This is a genomic window from Fibrobacter sp. UWB12, assembly GCF_900142485.1.
Lineage (GTDB): Bacteria > Fibrobacterota > Fibrobacteria > Fibrobacterales > Fibrobacteraceae > Fibrobacter.
The window spans coordinates 293,264-315,070 of sequence record NZ_FRAZ01000003.1; the positions used below are offsets into that span (position 1 = coordinate 293,264).

The 21,807-nt window shown below is 44.3% G+C and carries 14 protein-coding genes; 13 read left to right on the forward strand and 1 reads right to left on the reverse strand.

Annotated features, from left to right (window positions below):
- The first annotated feature begins 41 nt into the window (after nt 1-41).
- From BUA34_RS06080 to BUA34_RS06115, 8 genes are all read left to right on the forward strand, one after another.
- Nucleotides 42-1,694: a TolC family protein gene (locus BUA34_RS06080; protein WP_072827839.1), complete on the forward strand. Its 1,653-nt coding sequence runs from the start codon at nt 42-44 to the stop codon at nt 1,692-1,694.
- A complete protein-coding gene (locus tag BUA34_RS06085; protein ID WP_072827840.1) occupies nt 1,694-2,692 on the forward strand; it encodes an HlyD family secretion protein in 999 nt (332 codons plus the stop codon). Before BUA34_RS06080 ends, BUA34_RS06085 begins: the two co-directional genes overlap by 1 nt.
- Before the next feature lie 19 nt (nt 2,693-2,711).
- Nucleotides 2,712-3,929 carry an ABC transporter permease gene (locus tag BUA34_RS06090; protein WP_072827841.1) on the forward strand — a complete coding sequence of 406 codons (1,218 nt, stop codon included), beginning with the start codon at nt 2,712-2,714 and terminating at the stop codon, nt 3,927-3,929.
- A complete protein-coding gene (locus BUA34_RS06095) occupies nt 3,922-5,103 on the forward strand; it encodes an ABC transporter permease (protein ID WP_072827842.1) in 1,182 nt (393 codons plus the stop codon). Before BUA34_RS06090 ends, BUA34_RS06095 begins: the two co-directional genes overlap by 8 nt.
- Before the next feature lie 95 nt (nt 5,104-5,198).
- Nucleotides 5,199-5,915 carry a zinc metallopeptidase gene (locus tag BUA34_RS06100; protein WP_072827843.1) on the forward strand — a complete coding sequence of 239 codons (717 nt, stop codon included), beginning with the start codon at nt 5,199-5,201 and terminating at the stop codon, nt 5,913-5,915.
- Between the two features lie 196 nt (nt 5,916-6,111).
- Nucleotides 6,112-6,969: a TIGR02172 family protein gene (locus BUA34_RS06105; protein ID WP_072827844.1), complete on the forward strand. Its 858-nt coding sequence runs from the start codon at nt 6,112-6,114 to the stop codon at nt 6,967-6,969.
- Nucleotides 6,970-6,980: 11 nt separating this feature from the next.
- Nucleotides 6,981-7,829: a TIGR02172 family protein gene (locus tag BUA34_RS06110; protein ID WP_072827845.1), complete on the forward strand. Its 849-nt coding sequence runs from the start codon at nt 6,981-6,983 to the stop codon at nt 7,827-7,829.
- A gap of 258 nt (nt 7,830-8,087) precedes the next feature.
- Entirely contained in the window at nt 8,088-8,555 is a 468-nt protein-coding gene (locus BUA34_RS06115; RefSeq protein ID WP_254794351.1) for a GNAT family N-acetyltransferase, read from the forward strand.
- 15 nt (nt 8,556-8,570) lie between these two features.
- On the opposite strand, the gene BUA34_RS06120 is transcribed toward BUA34_RS06115, so the two are convergent.
- Complete coding sequence (locus tag BUA34_RS06120) at nt 8,571-10,601, reverse strand: segregation/condensation protein A (protein WP_072827847.1); 2,031 nt, start codon at nt 10,599-10,601, stop codon at nt 8,571-8,573.
- A 236-nt stretch (nt 10,602-10,837) separates the two neighbouring features.
- On the opposite strand from BUA34_RS06120, the gene BUA34_RS06125 reads away from it, so the two are divergent.
- The 5 genes from BUA34_RS06125 to BUA34_RS06145 all read left to right on the forward strand — a co-directional run bounded on the left by BUA34_RS06125 (nt 10,838) and on the right by BUA34_RS06145 (nt 21,805).
- Nucleotides 10,838-12,274, forward strand: coding sequence for an AAA family ATPase (locus BUA34_RS06125; RefSeq protein ID WP_072827848.1), 1,437 nt, complete (start codon nt 10,838-10,840; stop codon nt 12,272-12,274).
- Nucleotides 12,275-12,641: 367 nt separating this feature from the next.
- A complete protein-coding gene (locus BUA34_RS06130) occupies nt 12,642-14,678 on the forward strand; it encodes a methylation-associated defense system DNA methyltransferase MAD2 (protein ID WP_072827849.1) in 2,037 nt (678 codons plus the stop codon).
- Nucleotides 14,675-16,090, forward strand: a complete 1,416-nt coding sequence (locus BUA34_RS06135; protein ID WP_072827850.1) for a methylation-associated defense system restriction endonuclease subunit S MAD5 — start codon at nt 14,675-14,677, stop codon at nt 16,088-16,090. The genes BUA34_RS06130 and BUA34_RS06135 overlap by 4 nt, the downstream gene beginning before the upstream one ends.
- 23 nt (nt 16,091-16,113) lie before the next feature.
- Nucleotides 16,114-20,247: a methylation-associated defense system protein kinase MAD6 gene (locus tag BUA34_RS06140; protein WP_072827851.1), complete on the forward strand. Its 4,134-nt coding sequence runs from the start codon at nt 16,114-16,116 to the stop codon at nt 20,245-20,247.
- Nucleotide 20,248: 1 nt separating this feature from the next.
- The gene (locus BUA34_RS06145; protein ID WP_072827852.1) at nt 20,249-21,805 is read left to right on the forward strand and encodes a methylation-associated defense system protein MAD7; all 1,557 of its coding nucleotides are present in this window, start codon (nt 20,249-20,251) and stop codon (nt 21,803-21,805) included.
- The last annotated feature ends 2 nt before the right edge of the window (nt 21,806-21,807 follow it).

The window sequence follows — 21,807 nt, forward strand, 5'->3', positions numbered from 1 at the left end:
AATTGCTACTATTGACATCTTTTTGTATTATTAATGTAGCTATGAAACGGTACTTTGCTTTTATTCTCTGTGGTTGCGTGGCCTGTAATGCTGCAGCGCTTTCTTTGCAAGATGCGCTGGATATGGCCATGGCCAACAATTCCAAAATTAAGGCTGAAAAGGCAAAAGTTGATATTGCCCAAAGTGGCAAGGACGAAGCTTTTGCTCGTTTCCTCCCGACAGTGAGTCTTTCGGCGGGTATTACAAAAATCAATGACCCGATTTCGATAGATCTTGGGCGAATGAGCGATGTCGCGGGTGCGGCCGCTTATTCCAAGGCTTATATCGATGCCTACAACAAGGCTTCCGCTGGCTATAAGCAGGCTTATGAAGGCGCCTATGCCAAGACGGGGAACGAAGCCCAGGCAAAGGCTTATGCCGAAAACGCCCTCAAGGAAAAGCTTGGCACGGGTTCTCCGGAAACGTTTGCCCAGCAGACTGCGGAAAAGTATGGTTCGGCCGCAGAGAATGCCGATTTCAACATGAAGGTGCAGGACGATTGGTTCTTTAATGCTCGCCTTAGTGTTGTGTGGCCGATTTTTACCGGTCTCAAGATTTATTCTGCATACGATGCCGCCAAGGAAAATGTGAACGCCCGCAAGGCTGAATTCGAAATGGCGCAGAACACCGTCCTCATGGATGTCGCGACAAAGTATTTTACGCTTCGCTTGTGCGAAGAACTTGTTGTGATGCGCGAAACAACCAAGAAGGATCTTGCCGAACATCTTGAACGTTCCAAGAAACTCGAAGAGGGTGGTCAGATTAGCAAGACCGAACGCCTCCGTGCCGAAGTGGCCTTGGCCGAAGCCGAGAACGCTTACGAAGATGCTCTTCGCGACCAGTCGCTTGCCCGCATGGCCCTTGCAAGTCTTTTGCACACGGACACGAGCCTTACCGCCACAACGCCGGTGGAATCGCCCGAAGGCATCCGCACGATGGATGAATTCAAGGCTCTTGCTATTGACAAACATCCGGGTCTCCGTCAGTTGCGCATTGAGCGCAAGCGTAACCAGAACGCCATTAGCGCCGCCCGCGCGGATTATTTCCCGACAATTGCATTGTTTGGCTACAAGGAACTTTACACCAAGGACTTGACGATTTTGGAACCGGAATGGGCTATTGGTGCCAAGATGCAGTGGGACATTTTCAAGGGTGGAGATACCCGCGCAAAGGTCAGTTCCGCAAAGGCAATGGACCGCTCCTTGGGTAGTCTCGAAGAAGAAACTATTGACAACTTGAAGCTCCTGGTCGAAAAGCGCTGGCGCGAACTGGAACACGCAAAGGGTAGGCTTGTAAGCCTCGCCAAGACGCGTGAACTTGCCGACGAAGCGTTGCGCAGCCAGAACAAGGCTTATGAAGCAGGGCTTGCAACAGGCCTTGATGTGGTGGATGCTGAACTTGCACTATCACGCTTGCAGGTGGCTGACCTCAAGGCTCATTACGATGCCGTTATTGCTTGGCTTGGACTCCTCGAAGCCGCTGGCGAAGTCTCTACGGCGGGTACAGTTCTTGTGTCTAAGCAGCTTGTGGTTGAAAAGCCTGTCGATGCTTCGGAAAGCTCAGCAACCGACGCCGCTCGTCATCCTGAGCAGAGCGAAGGATCCAGTGAAGTTGTACAGCCTGCCGAACAAAATTTAGAAACGGAGAATAAATAATGAACGCGTTAAAGATGATTGGAAAAGTAGTAGTCGTTATTGCTTTGATTGTGTTGGTTATTATGGGAATTTCCCAGCTCCAACAGTTTGCAACGCAACCGCGCGAACAGTTCTTGCAAGGCCAGATGGAAGCCCGCCGCGTGCTTGTGGCAGGTAAGGTTCCGGGCCGTATCGAAAAATTGCTCGTTCACGAAGGCGATGTCGTGACGAAAGATTCTTTAGTGGCTGTTATCAGTAGCCCAGAAATCGAAGCCAAGAAGATGCAGGCGCAAGGTGCTCTTGGTGCTGCTAAGGCTCAGGCAAGCAAGGCTCGCAATGGTGCCCGCAGTGAAGATATTACTGCTCTTAAGGCCATGGCTGACCGCGCTCAAGAAGCCGCAACTCTTGCAAAGAACACCTACAACCGCGTGCAAAAGCTTTATAACGAAGGCGTGCTCCCGTTGCAAAAACGCGACGAAGCCGAAACGCAGATGAAGGCTTCTCAGTCCGCTGCCGATGCAGCTCGCGCTCAGTACAATCAGGCTGTTGCCGGTGCTCGTAGCGAAGACAAGGCTGCTGCTAACGCTCTCGTGATGCAGGCGAAGGGTGCCAATGCCGAAGTCGATGCCTACCTCGAAGAAACCAAAATCCGCACACCGATTTCTGGCGAAGTATCTCTCAAGCTCGCCGAAGAAGGTGAAGTCGTTGGTTCTGGTATGCCGATTATCGCAGTGACTGATTTGAACGACTCCTGGGCGGTATTCCATCTCCGTGAAGATTATCTCAAGAATGTGTTCAAGGGCAAAAAATTCTATCTCCAGGTTCCGGCTCTCGACAAGACTGTCGAAATGGTCGTAAGCTACATTGCTTCTGTCGGTGACTATGCCACATGGCGCAGTTCCAAGGAAAGCGCTGGCTTTGACCTCAAGACATTCGAAGTCCGTATGCGCCCGACCCACAAGGTTGAAAATCTCCGCCCGGGCATGAGCGTTCTGTTCCCTGTTGACGATATTCAGTAAGCTGCAATAGAAGGTTATTGTGCTGAAAGGTCTTTTAAAGACAATCGGGAAAATTTACTTTGGCCACAAGATTGTTTTGTGGATGATTCTTGCGGTGCTCCCCGTAGGCGTCTCTGTGTTTATGCTGGAGATGTTTTCGAGCGAAATCGTGCAGCACATCCCGATTGGTATTGTCAAGCAAGATAATAGTCAACTTGCCGATCGCCTTGAACGTGCTCTCCAGTCTAGCCCTGTGCTTGATGTCAAGCTGATTTGCCATGACATGGGCGAGTGTGAACATGCGGTAATTCGTGGCGACTTGCAAACGTTTATCGTGTTTCCGAATGAATTGGAACGCCGTGCACTCCGCCTTGAAGCGCCTGTGATTCCTGTTTATTCCAGCGGCCAGAATTACCTCACGAACATGTTTGCAACAAAGGAAATTCGTGCGGTGCTCACCGATGTGGGTTCTGAACTTTTTACGGCTTCATTTGAAGATCCTATAAAAACAGAAATCCATTCTGTCGGTAACATCGAAGGCAATTATCAGGGATTCCTAGCGCTTGGACTTGTATCGGCAATGTTCCACTTGGCGGCGATGCTTGTGGCGGTATATATCGCTTCGTTCCCGTTGCGTGACAAGCGCGTGCGTGAATTTTACCAGTATGCAGAACGTTCCTGGGTGACGCTTGGCGTTGCTTCATTTGTTCCTGCCGTTATCATTCTTTGGCTTGAATACATGGGATGTTATGCGTACACGCATCGCATGCTCATGCCGATGGGCTTTGAAGAATTTGTGATGGTCTCCGTGGCGCAACTCTTGATGGTGATTTGCTGCGTGGGGGCGGGAATGGTATTTGTAGGTGTGACTGGCGTGATGCGTATTGCCACAGGCGTTTCGGGCGTGATTGGCGGCCCTGCGTTTGCTTTTGCCGGCCAGACGTTCCCCGTGATGGCTATGCCGTTTGCCGTGCGTTGCTTTGCGTTTGTGTTGCCGTTGACTCACGTGCTCCGCGTGCAGTCCATGATGCTTCTTGGCGATGTCGGCATGGCTGCATCTTGGGAAGTTGTCAAGCTCATGGCTGGCATGGCGCTCTTCTGGACCTTGTTCGGGTGCTTTACAATGGTTCTCCGTTGGAAGTACCGCTTGAAGCATGATTCTCAAATGCCGGTCGTTGTCGAAGAAGATGGCGAGATTACCGTAGATGCGCTGTTTAAAAGTGTGCTAGAGAAAATCAGGAGGCGAAAACATGATTAGTCGTCTTTTGAAAGTAACTTTGACGGAATGGAAGTTGTTTTTCACTGATCCTGCGGCAGTGCTTTTGCTTGTTGTTGCTGGTATCCTCTATGCGTTCTACTATCCGACTGCGTATATGAACCAGACCGTTTCTCGTGTTCCGGTGGCAATCGTGGATTTGGATCATTCGGCAAAGTCCCGTGAACTGACGCGAATGGCTTCTGCAACGCAACAGGTCGAAGTCAAGGCCGTCTATAACGACATGCTCGAAGCAGAAACCGCCATGGCCCGCGAAGATATTTTCGGTTTCATGGTCATTCCCGAGAACATGGAAAAGGACTTGCTGAACAAGAAGCCGACAAAGATAAACATCTTTACGCATGGCGCCTACGTGATGCTCCACGGTACAATCGGTACTGCATTTTCGACTTGCGCTTTGACGGTCGGCGCGGTCAGTAAAGTCAAGGCGATTGCACTTGGCAAAAAAGTGCCTTCGGCTAAAGCGATGGCCATGCGCGATCCGATTCCGCTATCCATCCAGACGATGTTCAACAATACCGGCAGCTATTCGAATTATGTTGTCCCGAGTGTGCTTGTCGTGATATTGCAGCAGTCGTTGATTATCGGCATTTGCATTATGGGCGGTGCTCGCGGTCACCGTCGTTTCCGCAGGAACCAGCGTTATTCCGAAGTCGAGAATGAAAGCTTGCCTTATCGTTACTTGGGGCGTTCGCTTGCGTACTTCTTGCATTATTGCGGATTCATTCTGTTCTACCATTGCTTCATTTACAATGTCTTTGATTTCCCGCGGCGTGGTGAACTTTTGCCGATGATGGTTTTTGCAGTGGTGTTCCTTGCGTCGGTCATCAACTTCGGGATGTGCCTATCGCAAGTGTTCTTGCACCGCGAATCGAGCATGCAGTTGTTCCTGAACCTCTCCATTCCTATCTTGTTCCTTGCGAACTTTAGCTGGCCAAGTTACTTGATGCCGAGCTGGATGGTGGGATTTTCGTACATTCTGCCGAGCACGTTTGCTGTACCTGCCTGGCTTTCAATTGAGCAGATGGGCGGTGACATTTACGATGTGGCGCCTAAGCTTTATCTGCTAGCGATACAGGCGGTCATCTACTTCGTGCTGGGCATGTTCCTCACGCATTTGCGCGACAAGAGCAAGTTCACCACCGGTGACATGTAAAAATCGGCGACAATAAGCAAAAAAGAGTGACGAAATCACAGTCGCTTTCGCCATTCTTTTTGTAAATTGAATAGTGAAATTAAGGAACTAAAATTATGATGTTCGATCCTTTATACATGGGAATTCTCGTAATCACGCTCGTCCTTTCGGGCGCGGTTTCTCTGTTGGTCAAAACGCGTTTTGCTGCTGGCCAAAAAGTCACGATTTCTAGCGGCCTTACCGGTGCCGATGTTGCCAAGGCTATCCTAATGGAAGCTGGCATTACCGATGTGAAAATCCTCAAGCACCAGGGCTTTTTGTCGGACCATTACAACCCGCTGAACAAGACTCTGAACTTGTCTCCAGAAGTTTATTCCGGCCGCAATGCAAGTGCCGCAGGAGTTGCCGCGCATGAAGTTGGTCACGCCATCCAGCATGCCGAAGGTTATTTCCCGCTGTGGCTCCGTTCTGCCATTGTCCCTGCTGCAAATATCGGCTCGAATCTTGGTCCGTGGCTTGTGATTATCGGCATTATGCTCATGAGCATGGGCAAGGCGCTTGGCCAATCTCTTGCGATTGTGGGCGTTGTGCTCTTTGGTCTTGCAACGCTTTTCTCGCTGGTGACCGTGCCTGTTGAATTTGACGCTTCGTCTCGCGCCAAGAAGGCTTTGGCTCGCATGGAAGTTGTTGCCCAAGGGCGTGAATATAACACCGTTTCGGGTGTGCTTTTTGCCGCTGGCCTCACGTATGTTGCTGCTGCAATATCCTCTGTTTTGCAGTTGCTCTACTGGGCTTATCGAGCCGGATTACTCGGCGGCCGCCGCGACGATTAACGATTGCTTTGTTATCCCGGACTGTGTTCCGGGATCGCCTGTTTTTTTTTGCCTCGCTTCGGCGGGGCTTTTTTGTTGATTTCGCAATAAAACTCGCTATTATCAAATAATTTGGAGTATCTGCCAAATTCTTTTTGTTCTTTTCTGTAGAAAAAGCGATATCTTTATAAAGAGAAACATTTTCTAGGGAGCAAAAATGGAATACCAGAATATTGATATTAGTACCTGGACACAGGTGGGCGAGGGCGGTAACGGAAAAACTTATGTGCATCCCGGTCATCCTGATTTCCTCTTGAAAGTGAATAACCCGCCTCGTTGCGATGAGGCAACCGTAAAGCAAGAACGTGACGCAGCCCAGCATGTTTTTGATTTGGGAATCCCGACTCCTCGTATGTTTGATATGGTGCGTGTGGGGGATGGTTACGGTCAGCTCGTAGAAATCATTAAGGGAAAAAAGTCTCTTTCGCGTATTTGCTCCGATGATCCGTCTCGTATCAGTGAAATGGCTAAGTTGCTTGCTTCGATGGGTTTGCAACTGCATGCAACGCCTTGCGATACGGAGTTTTTCCCAAGCCGCAAGGATCTTGCCCTGAAGGGTATCGATGCGTCTGATTTTGTTGCAGATGATGATAGAGAAAAAATGCGGGCGTTTGTTCAGAGTATAGAAGACGAGAAAACCTGCTTGCATGGTGATTTCCAGATGGGTAACCTGATTATTTCTGGTGACGGTAAACCTTATTGGATAGATCTTGGCTGGTTTAGTCACGGTTCGCCAATGTTCGATATAGGGCATTTTTTCATGACTTGCCAAGTTTATTCTCAGTTCCCGGCAGCGCAGGAAATTTTCCACATGTCGCAGGAACAGTTGAAAAACTTCTGGAATGCGTTTGCTGAGGCCTACACGGGGAATAAGGACATTTCCGCCTTCACTGCTCTTGCTGGCAAGTTTGCTCCTTTGGATGCTTGTATCCGTTCAATCTTGATGCCGACTCCTGATGCCTACAAGAAGTTGTTTGCAGGACTGGTTCATTCCTTAGTTGAAAAATTTTATTAAGAGAGGCTGTTATGTCTGAAGAAGTTGAAAAAATCAATTTAGATGATTATGTAGCGACCGGTGAAGGTGCGACTTCAATCGCATACACGCACAAGACTCGCGATACGATTGCGAAACTTTATCACCCCGGATTCGAAGCGGACTGTGCTAAAAAAGATTTTTTGACATCTTGCTCAGCTTTTGATTTGGGAGTTCCGACTCCAAAACCAATTCGCTTGATAACGGATGGCGAACGCTTTGGTGCTGAATATGAACTTATCCGGAACAAACGCTCTTTTTCGAGAATTATTTCAGAAGAGCCGGGTCGTTTGCAAGAACTTTCTTTGATATTTGCAGAAATGGCTAAGAAACTCCATTCGACGAAAGCGGATACGACGAAGCTTGTGTCTACAAAGGAAAAATTCCGTCGCTTTTATCTTGAAAAGGCTGTAGTTCCTGACTTTTACAAGCAAAAGGCCTTGGCTTTTATCGATACGGTTCCCGATACTCCGTATTGTCTTCATGGCGATTTGCAAATCAGCAATGTCATTACCGATGGAAAGCGAACACTTTGGATTGATATGGGTGATTTCGGCTATGGTGACCCTGGTTGGGATTTGGGAATGTTGTGGAGCATGACGAACAGAATGGATGAGCAAAAGGCGGATCTTGTTTTCCACATGAATAAAGAAGAACTTTTGGCTCATTGGAACATTTTCTTCTCTGCTTATTTGGGAACGACGGACCCGCAGAAAATCGCGGAAGCCACGAAACGGATTTTGCCGTTTGCAGCAGTCAAGATTCCTTATATGTTCTATATCGCAAAGCATTTCACATTGCCGGATGAAGCCTACCCGTATATCGCTAAATTATTTGGATAGCATGTTTTCGCATATATTTTGCATATATGGTGGAAAAACATATCATAGCGCTAGAATTGTTTCTATTTTATGTAGAGAGAACGGAGCTTTGTAATGGGAATCGAATTTGGTGTACTGAAACGGGAAGAGCTAAGCGATGCTGTGGAACTTTCGTTTCGGGCCTATGAATACTATGAGTATTTTTTAAATTTTTTCCCGGATTTGGGCTTGAGGCATAAGGTGATACGGTCCGTTTTGTACGGAACGTGGCGCGCGATTTTGAAAAAGTCGCATTTCTTGATGGCTAAAGTAGACGGGAAAATTGTAGGCTTGGCTGTGCTCGAAGATCCGCATTACAAGAGACCGTCGGATTTACAGTTCCTACTTCATGGCTGGTGGAATGTCTATTTTAGCGCAGGCATAAAACGTGTGAATGCTTGGGTTAATATGGATGAAACAGCAGGGACTCCATGTCATGATTACCAGCACAATGGCGAAAATATTTGGTATTGCAGTTCGTTGACAGTGGACCCGCCATATCAAGGAAAGGGTGTTGGTACACAGCTTGTTGCGTTTATGGAAGAATACATTCGCGAACATGGAGGTAAGCAACTGACTTTGTTCACAAACTCAGAGAAAAATCTTGCGTTCTATAAGAAGAATAATTTTGAGGTTTTTGATGAACGCGATATTGCTGTCCGAGATGGCTTGAAAATGAGAAGCTGGAGCGTTAAAAAATCGCTTTAGCGCTATCAATAAAAATTAATTTTTGCCGGCTCCGTAGACAACGGGGCCTTCTTCGTCTTCATCATCGTCGCCATGCTCGGCGAGATAAGCCTGGTATTCTTCGTCGGTCATTCCGCCTTCGTCATCTTCGGGCATAAAGGACTTTTTCTTGGGCTTCTCGGATGATGTGGACTTCTCGGGAGCTGCGCTTGATGTGGATGCCGCTGACTTTGATTCTTCCTTGCGGCTAGCGCGGGCACTACGGTTCAAGTAGGCAATGTATTCTTCGTCGGTCATTTCGTTGCCGAAACTGTAAGATGAATACTTGTCTTCTTCGGGCTCTTCTTTTTGAACTGATTGAACTGCCGCCGGTGCGGGCTCGTCCCAAGCGCTGGATTTGTATGAATCGTAAGAGGACGTGCTGCGAGATGCCGCGGAGCTTGGCTGCGCGGATGTTGACTGAGCGGATGTTGCTGACTGCGCAGAGTGAGTTGCTGACTGCGCGTTGTTAGACTGCGCGGAACTTGCGTTGTTGTAGAAAGCCTGTGCCTTCTGCATAAAGGCGGCAAACTCTTCATCGCTCATCTGCTGGACCGCTTGTTCGTTCAAACCTTGAACATCGTTTATGTTGCCTGCAACAATTGTGTCCGCGGATTCACCTTCATCTTCGTCAAGTTCTTCGACTTCATCAGATTCATCCACCGGTTCGAATGAGTGAGCCGGTTCAATGAAATGTGACGTTTCGACAATGTCTTCGAGAACACTTGCGTTTGACTCTGTTCCTACGTCGGCTTCAGAGTCCGCTTCGCTATGAGATGCGCCAGATTCGATTGTCGGGATGGCTGCGTCTTCGATTGTGGATGCTTCTGTGGACTGCGCGGTGTCTTGACCCGGTACAGCTTCGACGTTTTCCGGAGTTGCGGGCTGCGCTTCGCTAAACTGCGTCGGTGCTGATGCTGACTGCGTATCGCTAGACTGCGCTGCATTTTGTGCCGGCGTTTGTGCGTTTGTGTCTGGTGCGCTTGCTGCCTGCATTGCGCCTTCGGCAGCATCTGCTTCCGCAATCATATCGGCAAACGGATTGTCCTGCACTTCGGAAATATCTTCGCGACCTTCGAGCATGGCATTGAGGTCTTCGTCCGTAACGTTCCTGCCACGCTCCGTCCAAAGGACGGCCTCGCGCATCGTCGCGGCAAGGTCGCCCACGCTCTTTTCCTTGGAACGTGCAATCGCCTGGCTGCGGATGGTATCCACGAGTCCCGATTTGACTTCGGGATCCTTGCTGAAGAACACGGTCTCGTGTGCCATTTCGTCGGCATACTCGGGGTTGTTCTTCTTGCGGTAAATCCAGATCGGTCCGAAAAGTTCACTCTGACGGAAAACGATATCATCCGTCTTGATCATTTCGAGCATAGCCATGAACGTCACCGCCGCGACAATCGGATGCGAATCGTTGTCGAGCAAGTCTTCGAAAAGCGCACGACCATGCACATTCAAGAAATTGTTGATTGCCTGCTGACGGTCCTGAATCGTCACGTAGTCCAATTCAATATGGTGGATCGTCTCGGAAATCTTTGTCTTTAAGCTCTTTTGGTAGGCACGGAAAAGCTGCCAAATGTTTGCGTCGGCGAGCGTGTCGTCGTCGCTCTGCGTCTTTTCAAGACGCCCACGGGAATACGTTCCGAAGTTCTTCGCTTCCATTTCCTGGAGACCACTTGCGACCTGCTTGAAACGCTGGTATTCCAACATTTCCTTCATGAGCTTTTCGCGGTCTTCGTTGTATTCCTCTTCCATCTCCGGATCGCGTTCTTCGGCCGGGAGCAACTCCTGCACCTTGAGCGCCATCAAGCGGCTTGCCATAAACAGGAAGTCGCCAGCCTTGGAAAGATCTGTTTCGGAATACTCGTTCACCCATTTGAGAAAGTCGTCTGCGATTTCTGCAATGGGAATCTGGTCCAGCGTCATTTCCTTTTTCTGAACGAGATAGACAAGCAAATCCATCGGCCCGTTAAACGAACCGATTTTCACCTCGTAGTCATCTTGTTCAAGAACTTCGGAATCAACCATTGAACGATAATATAGAAATATAGCCCTTTTGTTTGGGATTCAACGCAGCCCATCGCTTCGAAGAATTTTCATAAAAGTCGCATGATTTCCCAAAATGCTGCTAAAATTTTGAGATTTGGGGAATTATCGGCTATTTTTGATGGATAATTTCCTAAAATCTCGTAAAAAAAATCACTTTTGGGGAAATATCTGATTAATTTTTATATATTTTGAAAAAAACAACATGGGGGATTCCGATGAACCTGATTGGACGAAATCGTGAAATAGGGGAGCTCGACCGGTGCCTAAAAAGTGACCAGTCGGAGTTTGTTGTTGTTTATGGTCGTCGCCGAGTAGGCAAAACCTTCCTTGTCGAAGAATTCTTCAACCGTCAATATGACTTTTCTTTTGTCGGCGGTCACAATCTAACCGTGAAAAAGCAATTGCGTAATTTCGCAAAGGCCATCAAACATTATGCGCATTTGCCGGAATTGCCTGTGTTTACCGACTGGTCTGATGCGTTCGATTCATTAACTGGATGGATCGAGTCTCAATCTAGTGACCATAAAAAGGTCATTTTTTTTGACGAAATGCCCTGGATAGATACCCCAAAATCGGATTTTATTGAAGAGTTCGAGAATTTTTGGAATGGTTGGGCCGCACGCCGTAAAGATATATTGTTTATTGCAACGGGTAGCGCAACTAGTTGGATGATTGATAAGCTCGTCGAGAACCAAGGTGGGTTGCATTGCCGCATTACGAACAGCATCTACCTGAACCCTTTTACGCTTTATGAATCGGAACAATACCTCCGTGCCAGAAAATGCGCATGGGACAGATACCAGATTCTCCAAGCGTATATGATTTTGGGCGGTGTCCCGTTTTACTGGAGTTTGTTGGACACTCGTTTGAGCCTTGTCCAAAACATTGACCGTCTTTTCTTCCGTAAAAACGCACTACTGAAAATTGAATTTGACGAACTGTATAACGCGTTGTTCGCCCATGCAGATTACTACGTACAGGTGGCACAATTATTGGCAAACCATAAGGAAGGCTTGACGCGTTCCCAAATAGACAAAGAGGTCGATTTTGATGGCAAAACACTGACTGTCGTGCTGAAGAATCTTGAACGATGCGATTTTGTTTTGCGATATAGCCAGCTTGGTAACAAGGTCAAGGACGCCATCTACCGGTTGTCTGATTTTTATACTCTCTTTTATTTCAAGTATGTGCAGGCGAATAACTCTCTTGATGAACAATGGTGGAGTAAACATTTCAACTCGCATAGCGTAGAAACTTGGCTTGGACAGACTTTTGAACTTGTCTGCATGACGCATGTCGATGCCATAAAGCAGAAACTGGGTATTGCTGGCGTTGCGACGGAAGTGTCTGCGTGGAGATATGTGCCGAAAAGCGATTCTGAAAAAGGAGCCCAAATTGACTTGGTTATTTCAAGGGCTGACAGAACGATAAACTTGTGCGAAATTAAATTCGCTATGGGCAAGTATCAAATGACGGCGGAATACGCCGATTACATTCGCGATAGGGCTGAACTTTTCCGAACTAAAACGAAAACCAAATACGCTATCGTACCAACAATGGTGACTACCTACGGTGTTGCCGAAGGTGCAAACAGCAGCGTTGCACAACAAGAAATCACGATGGAAGATTTGTTCAGGGAAAATACGGTATAAAGGTTTTTCCCGTAAAGCGTTGTTACTGCCACTATAGCTTGTCTATTGAGAATAAGCAAAATAGGATGCGGGAAAACAAGAGAAAAATTGATTTTATGGGAAGAATACGATAATTCTAATAGTTGAGGAAGTTCATTTATAATGACAAGACATACATTGACATATTATTTACTTAAATTATAGTAGAGTTTTTGCTTTTGTATAATACATTGGTTATGCGAAAGCTTTTAGAATGTAATGATCGGGTCGACGTTTGTATTGCTATATCAGGTCGAGGTTTATGTAGCCTCGTGTTTAGGTTTGTTTGCAAAGAAGTTCGTTGTCCCTCATTCTCGTAGTATTTTCTATTACATGTAGCGGAGATCCCATGGCTAATAAATCTGTTGAATCGGAACAGACCGAAGAAATCGTTCTAAACGAGGACCAGCTTATTTGCATCCTGACAAACAAGATTGTCAAGGCGACCGAAAAAGAGCGGAACTTGCAATACATGATTCAGATGATGTCAGAAGAATATGGCTTTGACATGTCTGATTTGCAAAGGGATTTCCAGATAGCGTTTGAAAACGATGAAGGAAAGAAACGCCGTGTTAAGATTGACTTGGCCGTTTTTGAGTCGGGTCGTGAACACGATCAGGCGAATTTGATTCGTGCCGTCGTCGTTGCGAAGGATGCTAAAGTAAAATCGAATGATTCTAAAGCCGGAGTCCATGCTGTATTGGACGATATTCTTTCCTATACGAATTGTGACTTTGGGTGCTGGACGAATGGCGAGGATTTGGCGTTTGTCTCAAAGACGGAGGACGCTTTCGGTCAAGTCGAAATCGAGGACATTTCTGATTTCCCGGCGGCAGGGCAAACTCTGGAAGATTTGGAAAAAGCGGGTGATCACGCGATGCCGCGAAAACCCGCCAACGAATCTTTAGTGAAGGCTTTCAAGCGTTGCCACGATTACATCTATGGTAACGAAGGAATGAAGAAGACTGCTTTCTGGGAATTGCTGAATTTGATATTCTGCAAACTCTATGATGAAAAGAGACGCTTTACGGATGCTCGTGAAGGGAAATCTTATCGTCGCCAGTTTTGGGTGGGCGTCAAGGAGCAGAATACCCCTGAAGGGCAAAAGGCTGTCGCGGATAGAATTAAAGGCATTTTCCGCAAATTGAAAGAAGATGGCTTGTATAGCGATGTCTTTGATGGAAACGAGTCTATCAACTTGTCTGATCGTGGCTTGGCCTTTGTTGCGGCGGAACTTTCCAAGTATTCTTTTTTGGACGCAACTGTCGATGTCAAGGGTACCGCTTACGAAACTATTGTTTCGAATACGTTAAAGCAGGAAGCGGGCCAGTTCTTTACGCCACGCAACATTATCAAGTGTATGGTGGAAATGTTGGACCCTGATGAAAATACTCGCGTTCTTGACCCTGCATGTGGTTCGGGTGGATTTATCGTGATGGTGCTGGATCATGTTCGTCACAAGATTGCGAAAAATATTTGGCCGGAATTAGATGATGTTCGCCTGGAAGCGAAATGCAATTCGGAAAAGGTTGAAGAGAAAGTTCGCGAATATGCGCAGAATATGATTTTCGGTTTTGACTTTGACCCCGATTTGAAGAAGGCGGCAAGGATGAACATGGTGATGGCTGGCGACGGTCACGCCAATGTGTTCAATATTAATTCTCTTGACTATCCGAAAGGCTCAAAACCCGATGTTCCTAAGGTTGCAGAAAAAGTTAACGAAAGTATTGCTGTAAGTAAGGATAAAAAATTCAAGTTTGAAACGGCCGATGATAACGCTCAGGGTAAATTTGATATGATTTTCACAAATCCGCCGTTTGGTTCCAAGGTGGAAGTCGATAAGGAAATCGCCGAACGTTACTATTTAGGCCGTGAATTGGGGAGTAACGCTCCTGAAGTTCTTTTTATCGAAGCCTGTTATAATTTCTTGAAGCCTGGTGGAAAAATGGCGATTGTCTTGCCGGATGGCATTCTTGGCAATCCGAATATGGAAGAAACGCGAATTTGGATTTTGAAGCATTTCAAGTTGTTAGCGTCTGTAGATTTGCCGGTGGAGACATTCTTGCCGCAGGTCGGTGTGCAGGCTTCGCTGTTGTTCTTGCAAAAGAAAACTGCCAAGGAACAATTGATTTCTATCAATGATGAAGATTACGATGTGTTTATGGCAATTGTGGAACATGTCGGCAAGGACCGTCGCGGTGTTCCTATTTACAAGAGGGATGATGATGGTGCGGAATTGTTGTTCGACAATGTAAAGAAGTGGCTGACTTATGATGAACGTGGTCGAGAAGTAGTCCGTGAGCGTAAGGAAAGAATCAAAAAACTTGATGACGACCTTCCTGAAGTTGTAAATGCGTATGCAAAATTTAAGGAAGCGCATAAATGAAAATTTCCAAGATAAAAACACGAGTATTCAAATCGAATGGCTTTCGTATCGATGCCTCTTTCCATTTGAGTGATGGTGTTGTTGTTCGCAGAAAGATTGCTGCTTCGCCATACAAAATTATGAAAGTTGGCGATGCTGCTAACCAAATATTCTACGGCAATAGAGCGAAACGTGTATATGTCCAAAAACGTGAAAATGGGATTCCGTTTTTGAGTAGTTCTGATATTTTACAGGCCAATCTTGAAAATGTCAAACTAGCGTCAAAGAAATACACTCCGTGTATTGAACAGATGCGACTGCAAGAAGGGTGGATTCTGATATCTCGTTCTGGAACTATAGGTAATACGGCCTGGGCTACTAAGCAACATGCTCAGAAGCTAGCTTCTGAGCATGTTATTAGGATAGATCCTAATAACATCCTCAGGGCGGGTTTTGTCTATGCGTATCTATCGAGTTCTTATGGACATTCCTTGTTGACGCAGGGAACCTTTGGTGCGGTTATTCAGCATATAGAGCCTGATTTTGTTGCATCTTTGCCTATACCACAGTTTCCTGCAAAGTTTCAAGAAAAAGTAGATAATTTGATTAAGGAAAGTGCCCGCCTCCGCGAAGAAGCAAATGATGTTCAGAAAAAAGCTTTACAGATTTTGTTTTCTAAAACAGAATTAAATGGCATTAGCATTGATGAATACAACTATTTTGGTCCCTCTGTTGAAAAAAGAGCGGTTTCATCTTTTGTAATAAATAAGAAGCTTGTTACTCCGGTTACAGTAAATGCTTTTAACTTATCGCAACGTAATCGTAATCTAGTAAAGAGGATAAAAAAGACTATAGAAACAAAGCCTTTGATTGATTGCTTAGATAAAAATGGCCTGTTCTCAACAGGGAGTTTTCCTCGAATTGAGTTGGAATCTGGTCATGGTGTAATGCTCATAAATCAGAAAGATATTTTTGATACCGTCATAAAGGGCAAGTATATATCTAAACGCAATGTAAAACTTGATAGAATGGTTGAACTCAATGAAATAATGATTGCTGGAGTGGGAACCTTGGCGGAAACGGAATCGTTTTGTAGATGTATTTATGCGAATGAATATTTGAAAGGAAAATTGGTTTCTGGTGAATTTATTAGAATGAAAACAAATCTTTCTGTTCCGCCAGGTTATTTGTATTTGTGGTTGTCATCTGAATATGGATTCCGTCTTATTAGAAGTACTCAAGCTGGGACAAAACTCTGTAGACCGATTCCAAAACTTTTGGAACAAATTCCTGTGCCTGTTTTAGAAATAGATGTAATGAAAAAAATCAACGACATGGTGTTAGATTCTCAGAGTAAATTATATCTATCGATTATGAAAGAAATAGATGCAATTTCCCTAGTCGAAAAAGAAATTGATGGTTGGAAAGCATAACTTCTGTTAGAAAAGGTTTTTATATGGCTCAAGTAAAATTCCCTGTTCATAGCGATGGTTTTGTCAATGCAGGCGAAAAACGCCTGATTGATTATTTGCAGAACAATCTTCCTGCCGATTACTGGATTGTTCCTAACGGAGAATATGCCAATAAAAATCCGCAGGGTCTTGTGGCTAGCAGTGAATACGATTGCATTGTGGTTGCTCCCCATGCCATTTACCATATTGAAAATAAGGATTGGGGTGGCAATCTTCAAGGTGATGATTATGCGTGGTTTGTAAATGGGGCCGAACGAAAAAATCCGTTTGTGGCTGCAGAACGCAAAACACGCATCTTGGCTTCTATGTTAAGGTCTCATAACCATTTGTGGGGCGGGGCCTTCGTACAGACTGCGGTAACGCTGAGTTTTCCGGGTCAGTCAAAAACAGGTATTGACCATTACAGCAAATCGTATGACCAGATTTTTTTGCTAGAAAAACCGCTTATTGATTTTATTAAAGATAACGCAAAAGTCCGTAAGGCTCCAGATGCTATAAAAGCATATCAGAAAGACATTGTCGATTTTTTAACTGGTAGTGCATCGGTTGCACAATATCGTCGAAGAAGAAAAGTCCTTCTGGACTATCAAATCATCGAGGTTTTGCAAGAGACAGATTCGTTTACGGAATACTTGTGTAAGGCAAAGTTCTTTGCAGATAGAAAGTATAAAATTAGAGAGTATCCGCTGGATTACGCGGAAAAGTCCAAACAAGAACTTGATACTATTCGCAGAAAGGCTGAAAATGCCAAGTATGTTCATGAAAAACTTGGTTTCCGCGGAAACATTATTCCGTGTGAAAGTATTCTAAGCGAAGACGGTTGTTTTTATTATGAAAAAAGCCTGTATATGGAAGAATCTACATTACGGGCTCATATAAAAAAGAAGACTTTGACCGATCTGGAAAAAATCCAGATTGTCCTTGATATTGCAAATGCCTTGAAAGAGGCTCATTCTGAAGGAATATTTCATCGTGATGTTTGCCCGGAAAACATTTATGTGACAAATTCTGGGGCGGCACTTGCGAATTTCAGGCTTTCGTGGTTTACTGAACATCAGACGATGGGTTACACCGTTGCAACCGAACTTGTGCCGACAAAGGACTCTCCTTATGTTTCTCCTGAACAAGATGACAATGATGTCTGTGCGTCTAGCGACTTGTTCTCTTTAGGAGTAGTCTTTTACGAACTGATGACGGGTAAGTTGCCATTTAATGATTCACAGTCTTTCAGGGTGCATGGTGGAAAACTAGATGAATCGCTGATGCCATCCAAGGTAATTTCTCAATTGCCACCATGGTTCGATGAACTGGTGCGAAAGACTGTTGTTGTTGATGTCAATAATCGTTTTGCCTCCGCTGAGGAAATGATTGAGTTTATCAACATCAACTTAAAGCCTGCTGCCCAGGAATCTATTCGCAAAAAACAGGCCGAGTCTCCCATTGCTAATCAAACGCAAAAGAAAATTGAGGATTTGAAACCCGGTGATCAGGTGACTCCGGAGATTGTCTTGTACGAACCGCTGGGGAAAGGTGGTTTTGGCCGTGTTTTTAAGGCAAAGCAGACGTTACAGAACAAATTTTACGCCATCAAAATTTTTGACAGAGATTCTTCTGCACAAGAAACGATAAATGAGTACCAGACACTCAATAAATTGTCTCACGATAATATCGTAAAGTTCATTTACAACGGAATAACAACTCAGGGTTTCTTCTATACGTTAATGGAGCTGCTTGAGGGCGACAACTTGAATAAGTTTGTCGAAGGTGATTTGAAGATGACCATGAACGAACTATATAAAATGGTTCGTCAAATCCTTTATGCTCTCAAGTACATGCAGGAACAAAATCCGCCGATGTACCATCGTGATGTCAAGCCCAATAATATTATTTGGGATAAGTCCTCTCGATATGTGCTGATCGACTTTAACATATCATCCCAATTAGACGATAAGGCTTTTGCAGGAACATATCCTTATCTAGCTCCAGACTTGATTCAGGGAAGTTCTGTTATCAACTGGGATTGCTCTGCAGATACTTTTGCTCTTGGAGTATCAATTTATCAGTTAATTGCTCATACATATCCCTGGCTAGGAAAAAATAATCAGCCTATCGTTGGCGTAGAGCCTGCAGATATTGCGCAATATGCAGAAAGACTTTCTCCAGAATTTGCAGCATTTGTCATGCGTTCTATCAAGACTGACAAAGCGGAAAGATTTGCGAATGCGGCGGAAATGCTTGCCGCTCTTGAAAAAATTGGGCTGAACGGAATGCTTAAGGAAACGGAAAAAATAATCCGTTTAGATTCCGATGGCAAAAGAACCGATTATGTAGATTATCTTAATACCCTTTATAGCCAGAGTAGTCATGGCAATAGTGGTGTTGTCGCCAAATCAAAAACGACTAATAGTTTTGATGATTTGACCTATATCGAGACAAAGTTGGATAAACGCCTCATTGACGATATCACGAACTTGAAATACAAACTGGTTGTAATTACCGGTAATGCAGGTGATGGTAAGACTGCGTTTATCAAGCAAATAGAAAGCCGTAATGCTCCCGTGCAGGCTAAAACCGTCGGTAATGGCAGCACGTTCACCATCAATGGCGTGAAGTTTGAAACCAACTATGATGGCTCACAGGATGAAGATACAAAGCTGAACAATGATGTTTTGAATTCTTTCTTTGAGCCGTTCTTTGATTTGGATGATTATACCAAGGCTCCGGAAGGTCGCATTATTGCTATTAATGAAGGCAGGCTTGTAGATTTCCTCAGCCAACAACCAAGATTAAAGAAGTTTGAAACAAACATTGAGGAATTCTTCTTCAACGAAGGCCATGTAGAGTTGCTTCCCGGATTAATTGTAATTAATCTCAATTTGAGGTCGATTACAGCAAGAGAAGGCGATTCTCAGAGTTTGTTGGGCCAGCAAATTCAAAAGATGGTTGCAAGCGAATTGTGGACAAAATGCGAAGGTTGCCCTGTTGCAGAAAAATGCTTTATCAAGTATAATGCAGACACTTTCAGGGATAGTAGTGTTGGTCTTGAAGTGACGAACCGTCTGGAATGGTTGCTACGCACAATAGTCTATAAACGCGAATTGCATGTGACAATGCGTGATTTACGTTCAATGATTGCTTATATGCTTACACGTGATTATTCGTGTGAACAAGTGAAAAAGCTTATCGATATTGTGCAAACGGAAGGATTGCGGAGCTATTATTGGCAATACTATTATTTCAATATTACAGCACCGGCAATAAAGCCGAATGTCGCCTCCTTTGATTTACCGACATTGGATTCTAATGACCGTTTAATTCGCATGCTGCGAGAAACGGATATTGCCGAAGTGGCTTGGCCTGCAGTTGACCGCGATTTGTATTATAAGGAGAAAACTTCGGAAAATTACTTACTGTTTAGTGATAGGAAACAGAACCTCATTGATGACTTTAATGCGGTAGGGATGAAGCCGATTTGGCAAATGGATGATGAAAATGAACGTAATGAAATTGAATGCGTACAGAAGGTTTTTGTTCGACATCAATATTTTGAAGGCAACCTCAAATTCAAACGTCGCTTGCCATATCGCTATATTACGGATTTTTACGAATCCCTACGTGATGAAAGTGCCGATAAGTTGGCAGAATCTAAACTGAATTTAGCAAAAGCTATTTCCATTAGCGAAGGTTGCGAAAATGCGGAATTGTCAAAGGCTCATCTTCTTTTGGCCAGTTCGCAGTCGAATGATCCGATATCAAAAAGTTATCGAAGATTCCCGATTGATGAATTTGAATTGTATGTGAATAAAACAGACCATTTGACACAATATGTTGAATATGAAAGTGACAGTTTTATTTTTAGGCATAAAGCTGAGAAACATATTCAATTGACGGTTTCACTTGACTTGTACGAAATGCTCAAGTTTATCCAGAATGGTTTCAGCCCGTCTGTAAACGACTTGCAAGGGCGATTTATTGAATTGCAGGTGTTCAAGAATCTGTTGCAGAGTAAGACTTACAAGGAAATTATTGTCACCAAGAATAATCAGAAGTTTACAATTGTTCGTCTTGACGAGAACAAACATATTGTATTCGAATCCTTAAAGCAGGAGAATAATTAGTATGATGTTGAAATTGAAAATGGGTACGGTGACATTCCGAAACCCTCAAATTTTTGCCGTCAATACTAAAAGAATCGCCTTGGAGCGAGTCCTTACAAAATTATTTATGCTCATTTATTCGAATGGCGTTGATTTATCCTTAAAGGTAAAAAAAGAGCATGATGTTAAATCTTTGATAGAATATATTGATATTTTGGAAAAAAGTGGTGTAGTTTCAGGAGCGATAAATAATCAGGATGCCGTTGAGGATTGGCTGCGTAGTAATTTGCTGGAAATGGTTTTTCGTGGTAATGTTGTCAAAGAAAAAGTTTGCAGCCTTAAACCAATGCATCTGTTAAGTTTTAGGGTGTTAAATTTAAAGTACTGTCGTGATTATAACACCGCCGAGCAGCTTTTTTTGATGTTAAAAAGTAACCCAGAAGTACTCTTCGGATTAAAGCAGTATCTTAGTAAAGGATGGGATGCCAGTTCCAATTCGGTTGTGCGATTTACAGATCTTGATGTTGACACGACTGGAATTTTGTATCTAGTTAAGGAATTGAAAGAGTCTAAATCTCTCAATACTAGAGAAACTCCGGCACCTTTGTTAAAAAAGCAGTCTGATCTCTTTAATGATGATGTTCGCCGTCTTCTTGTTTATCAAGAAAAATTGCCCAGATCTGTATTTATTGAATACTTCAAGATTCTTTGTGGATTTCATCTCGCTTTATATACGATGAAATTGGTTTATTTGTTGCCTCAAATGGTTGATCAGGGAAAAATCGATGTTGATGATGATTGGTCGATGATTGTTGATGCAACGGATAACTTAAATAGCAAGATTTCAAAGTATGCCCGATCAGACTTTGAGAGAAATGAAAATAATTATCGACGTTATATTAGGGCTACTTATGCAATTGACGTAATACAAGGAATGCCTACAAAAGATGGGAAAAAAGCGTCTATTGCAGAATGCTTGATGAAAATGAAAAATGGGGTAAATGACGAATATTTTGGTTATCGACTACAAGAAATACTAAATGGTCTTCCCGACAATAATGAAAAAGAGTTTGATAAAAATGACTATCAAGCTCAATTTAGGTATTTTGAAAACTCATCATCATTCGATAGGTTTGTTTATTTGTTGGAATCATCAAACTTGGGGCAATCGCAATTCAGATTTTTAAGAGAGTTCCTTGATGCCGCAACAATGAAAAATTCTCCTTCAAAATTACTTGCAGATGGACGTTCCAGAAAGTATCCAAGACGAGGTGCCTTAGGCTCAAAATTACTGGAAACTTTAGTTCAGATTTTGGTTTTGGAACCTGTTGATGGCGGAAAATATCAATCCAGATCATTGTCCATTGATGAATTGGCTCGACAGATTCGTTCTCGGTATGGTTTGATTATCAATGGTATTGGTGATACTCGTTTCATAAATGCGGATGTGGAAACATGTTCGGCATTTAAGGAAAATATGGATGCGTTCAAGAATAAGTTGCGACAAATCGGTTTCTATACGGATTTGAGCGATGCCTGCTTATTGCAAAAAATTCGTCCCCGTTACAATTTTAACTAAGG